Below are 6,797 nucleotides of genomic sequence, written 5' to 3' on the forward strand. Positions count from 1 at the left end.
TAAACAAAAAGGTTAAATAGGCATGGAGGTTTGATTTCTCTCTACCAATTTTGAGGGGGATTATAACATACTTTCTTGAATTTGAGAATGTGCCTCTCAAAAACACACAAGACTGTCGTCTCAAAAATTTTGTCAAAAACGACCGCACTTTTGCTGATTTTTTATTGGGTTAGAGGCATAATAAGCTAAATTATCGATGAGAGAATAATATGTTACAAGGCAATTTATACATTATTTCTGCACCGAGTGGTGCCGGCAAATCTTCATTAATTAGTGCATTATTGAAACGTGTCAACAGCCATAAAATGATGGTTTCCGTATCGCATACGACCCGCTCCCCCCGCCCGGGTGAGCAAGAAGGTGTGCATTATTATTTTGTTTCACATAATGAGTTTGAAAATTTAATCGAACAAAACGCATTCTTAGAATATGCCAAGGTGTTTGGTGGCAATTATTACGGTACCTCTTTGTTTGCCATTGAAGAAAATTTAGCGAAAGGCATTGATGTGTTTCTCGATATTGATTGGCAAGGAGCACAACAAATCCGTAAAAAAGTTCCTCACGTAAAAAGCATTTTTATTTTGCCTCCATCTCTAAATGAGTTGGAAAATCGTTTAATCGGAAGAGGACAAGACAGTGCGGAAGTGATTGCTGATAGAATGGCAAAAGCCATCAGTGAAATTTCTCATTATAATGAATATGATTATGTCATTGTAAATGACAATTTTGAGCAGGCGCAGGCTGACTTACAGGCAATCTTGCGTGCAGAGCGATTAACCTTGGCACATCAGCAACGAGAAAATCAAGGCCTGATCGATCAATTACTGGATAAATAAAACATGTTTTAGTATCATGTCCGCCCTTTAGATTTATATTAGATTTAGCAAACTGGAGTAATTTATGGCTCGTGTCACCGTGCAAGATGCAGTAGAAAAAATTGGTAACCGTTTCGATTTAATTTTAACCGCCGCTCGTCGTGCAAGACAATTACAGCTACACGCGCGTGAACCGTTGGTGCCGGAAGACAATGACAAACCAACCGTAATCGCTTTGCGTGAAATTGAAAAAGGCTTGATTAATAATGATATTTTAGATGCTCAAGAACGTCAGGAACATTTGGCTCTTGAAAAAGCCGAAGTGAACGCTGTTTCTTTATTATCCGAATAAAGTGCGGTCAAAATTAACCACGTTTTTTAATTGGGCGGGTGTGTTTTGTATCTATTCGAAGGTTTACATCATATTATTCAGGGGTATTTACCGCCTGAACAAATTGAATTAGTTAAACGTGCATTTGTGATTGCTCGCGATGCGCACGAAGGGCAAGCACGCTCCAGTGGTGAGCCCTATATCACCCATCCTGTTGCTGTGGCTTCTATCATTGCTGAAATGCGATTAGATCATGAAGCCGTCATGGCCGCTTTATTACATGATGTCATTGAAGATACGCCTTATACCGAAGAACAATTGAAAGCCGAATTCGGCACCAGTGTCGCGGAAATCGTGGAAGGCGTCTCTAAATTAGACAAACTCAAATTCAGAACACGTCAAGAAGCGGAAGTGGCGAACTTCCGCAAAATGATCTTGGCAATGACCAAGGACATTCGTGTCGTTCTTATTAAACTTGCCGACCGTACCCATAATATGCGCACACTTAGCGCATTGCGTCCTGATAAACGTCGTCGTATCGCCAAAGAAACCCTTGAAATTTACGCCCCGCTTGCTCATCGTTTAGGCATTGAACATATTAAAAATGAATTGGAAGATCTTGGCTTTGAAGCCATGCATCCGCAACGTTATGCCGTGCTGCAAAAGGTTGTGCAAATCGCACGCGGCAATCGTAAAGATATGATTGAGCGTATTTCTGCCGAAATTAAAGGTCGATTAGACGATGTGGGCATTCAAGCGCGCGTATTTGGACGTGAGAAACATCTCTATGCCATCTACCAAAAAATGCGTTTAAAAGATCAGCAATTTCATTCCATTATGGATATTTATGCATTCCGCACTGTTGTGGAAAACGTGGATACCTGCTATCGCGTATTGGGACAAATGCACAGCCTTTATAAACCACGCCCGGGACGGGTTAAAGATTATATAGCTGTGCCAAAAGCCAATGGCTATCAGTCTTTACATACATCGATGATCGGTCCACATGGTGTGCCTGTTGAAGTGCAGATTCGCACGGAAGAAATGGATCAAATGGCAGAAATGGGCGTGGCAGCACATTGGGCGTATAAACAAGGCGGAAGAAATGACAGTACGCCAGCGCAAATTCGTGCACAACGTTGGCTGCAAAGTTTGGTGGAACTGCAACAAAGTGCGGGAAACTCGTTTGAATTTATTGAAAGTGTAAAATCCGAATTCTTCCCGAAAGAAATTTATGTTTTTACACCGAAAGGACGCATTGTTGAATTGCCGAAAGGCGCAACACCGGTCGATTTTGCCTACGCAGTACACACGGATATAGGTAAAAATTGTGTAGCTGCAAACGTGGATCGCAAGCCGTATCCATTATCCCAACCTTTAGAGTCTGGACAGACCATTGATATTTTAACCTCACCAAATGCACGCCCAAATGTGGCTTGGTTAAATTTTGTCGTTACCGCTAAAGCCCGTTCCAGTATCCGCCATGCCTTAAAAGATTTACGCCGTGATGAAGCAATTGAGTCGGGCAAGCGTCAATTGGCACACGCTTTAAATCCGTTAAAACCGGAAGAACTTAACCCGGAATTTATTCAGCAGGTATTAGCGGATCTTAAACTCACCAGCCTGAACGATGTCTTTATGGAAATCGGTTTGGGCAATCAAATGAGCACGGTGATTGCCCATCGTTTGTTGGGAGAATCGATCGAAATTGATACGGATGGTAATCCGGATAATAATGCGACGCCATTAGAAATTACTGCCAATGGTGGCTTATTGACTACTTTTGCACAGTGTTGCCATCCGGTCCCGGGGGATCCGATTATTGCTTATGCGAGTCCGGGTAAAGGTTTAGTGATTCATCATGAAGCTTGCTCAAATCTCAAAGATCGTAAAGACAACCCTAAACATTATATGCCTGTGGATTGGGAGAAAAGTGATACTCAAATTGAATTTGAGACAGAATTGCGCATTGAGATGATCAATCAGCAAGGCACTTTACCGCATTTGATGTCCACGATCTCCTCCATGGACAGCAATATTCAAAGCATTTGGACAGAAGAGCAAGAGGGGCGTTTATATCAAATCATCGTCTTATTAACGGTAAAAGATAATAAACATTTGGCAAATATTATCCGTAAAATCAAGCAAATGCCTGAACTGATTCACATTGAACGTAATATCAACCAATAATGCACGCCCAATTATTAGATGCCATTCCACTCACCGCCATCTCCGGTGTCGGCGCTGCAATTGCAGAAAAATTAAGTAAGTTGGGCATTTTCAATCTGCAAGATCTTCTCTTTCATCTCCCTCTACGTTACGAAGATCGTACTCGAATTACGCCTATTGTTGATCTGCGTCCCGAGCAATATGCTACCATCGAGGGCGTAGTTCAGAGCGCAGAAGTACAATTTGGGCGTCGCCCCATGCTGATGGTTTACCTCTCCGATGGCACATCCAAACTCGCATTACGTTTTTTCAATTTTAATGCCGGCATGAAAAATAGCTTACAGCCAGGCGCTCGCGTGAAAGCCTTTGGCGAAGTACGCCGTGGGCGTTTTATGGCAGAGATTCATCATCCGGAATATCAAATTATTCATGACAATAAACCCCTCGTTTTGGCGGAAACGCTGACGCCCATTTATCCAGCTACAGAAGGATTAAAACAAACATCGTTGCGTAAATTAATTGCGCAAGCTTTGTTGGTCTTAGAGAAAACGCCTTTGGCTGAGTTGTTGCCTGCTGAGTTTAATCCGCATCCTTTTGATTTGAAATCGGCAATTCAGTTTTTACACAATCCGCCGCCGGATGTTTCTTTGGCGATATTGGAAGAAGGCAAACACCCTGCACAACAGCGCCTAATTTTTGAAGAATTGTTGGCATACAATCTCGCGATGCAAAAAGTGCGGTCAGGAATTCAGGAGAATTTTGCGGAACCCTTGTGTGCACAATCGGATTTAAAACAACGCTTTTTAGCACAATTATCTTTCACACCGACCCATGCGCAATTGCGTGTTACCCAAGAGATTGAACAGGATTTACAACAAAATTATCCGATGATGCGCTTGGTGCAAGGTGATGTAGGCTCCGGTAAAACCTTAGTGGCAGCACTGGCAGCGTTGACGGCCATTGATAATGGCAAACAAGTGGCGTTAATGGCTCCAACAGAAATTTTGGCAGAACAGCATGCCACAAATTTCCGCCGTTGGTTTGAGCCGCTTGGCATAGATGTCGGTTGGTTAGCCGGCAAAGTCAAAGGGAAACAACGTCTTGCCGAGCTGGAAAAAATAAAAAACGGTGAAGTTCAAATGGTGGTCGGGACACACGCCCTATTCCAAGATGAAGTCGAATTTCATCATCTGAGTTTGGTGATTGTGGATGAGCAACATCGTTTTGGCGTACACCAACGTTTAATGTTGCGTGAAAAAGGCAACCAAGCAGGCGTTTATCCTCACCAACTTATTATGACCGCCACGCCGATTCCACGCACATTGGCCATGACGGTATATGCCGATTTAGACACCTCAATTATTGACGAACTGCCACCCGGACGCACACCAATTACGACCATTGCTATCTCTGAAGAGCGTCGCGCAGAAATTATCGAACGGGTCAATGTGGCCTGTACACAAGAAAAACGGCAGGCTTATTGGGTTTGCACCCTAATTGATGAATCGGAAGTGCTGGAAGCGCAGGCAGCAGAAGCTGTCGCAGAAGATCTTCATAAAATCTTACCGCACTTGCGTATTGGTTTAGTACATGGGCGGATGAAACCCAGTGAAAAACAAGCCGTCATGGCACAATTCAAACTTGCCAAGCTAGATTTGTTAGTTGCTACAACAGTGATTGAAGTCGGCGTAGATGTGCCAAATGCCAGTTTGATGATCATTGAAAATGCTGAACGTTTAGGACTCTCCCAGCTTCATCAGCTTCGCGGACGTGTGGGTCGAGGAAGTGCAGCCTCTTTTTGTGTCTTGATGTATAAACCGCCACTTGGCAAAATTTCGCAGAAACGCCTGCAGGTCATGCGTGACACACAAGATGGCTTTGTGATTTCGGAAAAAGATTTAGAAATTCGTGGCCCGGGTGAAATGCTTGGTACGAAACAAACAGGTATTACGGAATTTAAAGTGGCAAACCTTATGCGTGATCGTAAAATGCTCCCAACCGTCCAATTTTATGCTCAGCAGCTCATCCAAAAATATCCGCAACAGGCAGACTTGCTCATTCGTCGCTGGCTGAATAATCGAGAGATTTATGGCAATGCCTGATTCGATTTTTGCTCGTTTTACTTGGCAACCCGAAGAGGCGCCAGAGGTTCAACATATTCCTTTTCCCATTCAGCATTGGCGCTAGATTGAAGCAACGGTGCCATCAATTTGAGGTGAAAGTGCGGTCGGAAAAATGGATAGAAAAAACATTTGAAAATGAGAGCGCACTTTTGCCCGATGGACTCTACTGGTGTCGTGAAGTTGTATTGTATGGTGATGGAGAACCTTGGGTGGCAGCGCGTACGTTAATTTCTAAAGCGTTATTCACCCATTATCAATCACTGTCCACATTAGGCGATAAACCGATTGGTGAATGGCTGTTTTCATTATCAGCGCAAAGGGTTGGGATTCAATGGCCGAAAGATCTTGAAAGTGGATTATATGCGAGTCGTTCCTTATTTTTAGTTCAAAAAATGCCATTGCTTATTAGTGAGCTTTTCCTTGAGAACAGCTTGATAAGCGAATAAAATTACGCAAATTCTTACATAAAATTGCTCATGAATATTCAATCAAAACCCACCATTCTTTTTTTTGATTCCGGCGTTGGGGGCTTTAGCGTATATCAGGAAGTTAAACAGCTTTTACCCGATTATCATTATTTATATTGTTTTGATAATGCGTATTTTCCTTATTCTGAAAAGCCAGAAGACGGTATTGTTGAGCGTACGTTAAAAATTTGCCAACGCATCGACAACCTGTGTTCTTTAGATCTTATTGTTATCGCCTGTAATACGGCAAGTACGGTGGTTTTGCCGGTATTGCGTAAACATTTTTCCATTCCTATTGTTGGCACGGTGCCGGCGATTAAACCTGCAGCAGAACAAACGCAAACCAACCATATTGGTTTGCTTGCTACTAAGGGAACGGTAAAACGTCAGTATTTATCTGATTTAATTGATAAATACGCCTCTTTTTGTCAGGTAGAGAAAATTGGTAGTACAAAATTAGTGGAACTGGCCGAACACAAGTTGCATGGATATCCTATTAATTTAAACGAGATAAAAGCGGAGTTGAGTGAATGGGAAAATATGCCTGATTTGGATGCTGTGGTGCTAGGTTGTACACATTTCCCGTTGATTAAATCTGAAATTCAGCAATGCTTACCGCAAGTTAAGTATTTTATTGATTCTGGCGCAGCCATTGCGAAACGGGTGAACTCTTTACTCAAGGAGGCAAAAGTGCGGTCAAAAAATCAAATAAATTCTCAAGTGTTTTGCACCAAGCCTCTTGTAAAAAAAGATAGCTTATTACAGCTTATTCATTCATTGGGCTTTGAAAAGTTAAGCCTACTGGATATTAATAGTGAAATTTTGAGCGATTCTGACAAAAAATAATCAATTAAAAAATATTTTCAAAAAAACGTAAAAAAGGGGTTGCAAG

The 6,797-nt window shown here is 42.3% G+C and carries 6 protein-coding genes; all 6 read left to right on the forward strand.

The annotated features are described in order from the left end of the window. Nucleotides 1-209 precede the first annotated feature (209 nt). The 6 genes from gmk to murI all read left to right on the forward strand — a co-directional run bounded on the left by gmk (nt 210) and on the right by murI (nt 6,751). Nucleotides 210-836 (forward strand): guanylate kinase, encoded by a 627-nt coding sequence (gene gmk, locus ACO5E4_RS05515; RefSeq protein ID WP_485862345.1) that lies wholly within the window; start codon nt 210-212, stop codon nt 834-836. A 64-nt stretch (nt 837-900) separates the two neighbouring features. Beyond that, nucleotides 901-1,167: a DNA-directed RNA polymerase subunit omega gene (rpoZ, locus tag ACO5E4_RS05520; protein WP_454906135.1), complete on the forward strand. Its 267-nt coding sequence runs from the start codon at nt 901-903 to the stop codon at nt 1,165-1,167. Between the two features lie 45 nt (nt 1,168-1,212). Beyond that, nucleotides 1,213-3,336, forward strand: a complete 2,124-nt coding sequence (gene spoT / locus ACO5E4_RS05525; RefSeq protein ID WP_454906133.1) for a bifunctional GTP diphosphokinase/guanosine-3',5'-bis pyrophosphate 3'-pyrophosphohydrolase — start codon at nt 1,213-1,215, stop codon at nt 3,334-3,336. Continuing rightward, nucleotides 3,336-5,417 carry an ATP-dependent DNA helicase RecG gene (gene recG / locus ACO5E4_RS05530; protein WP_485862346.1) on the forward strand — a complete coding sequence of 694 codons (2,082 nt, stop codon included), beginning with the start codon at nt 3,336-3,338 and terminating at the stop codon, nt 5,415-5,417. Before spoT ends, recG begins: the two co-directional genes overlap by 1 nt. A gap of 86 nt (nt 5,418-5,503) precedes the next feature. Further along, a complete protein-coding gene (locus ACO5E4_RS05535) occupies nt 5,504-5,884 on the forward strand; it encodes a chorismate--pyruvate lyase family protein (protein ID WP_485862347.1) in 381 nt (126 codons plus the stop codon). Between the two features lie 30 nt (nt 5,885-5,914). Beyond that, entirely contained in the window at nt 5,915-6,751 is an 837-nt protein-coding gene (murI, locus tag ACO5E4_RS05540; RefSeq protein ID WP_314956685.1) for a glutamate racemase, read from the forward strand. The last annotated feature ends 46 nt before the right edge of the window (nt 6,752-6,797 follow it).

It is taken from the genome of Aggregatibacter sp., from assembly GCF_057314075.1.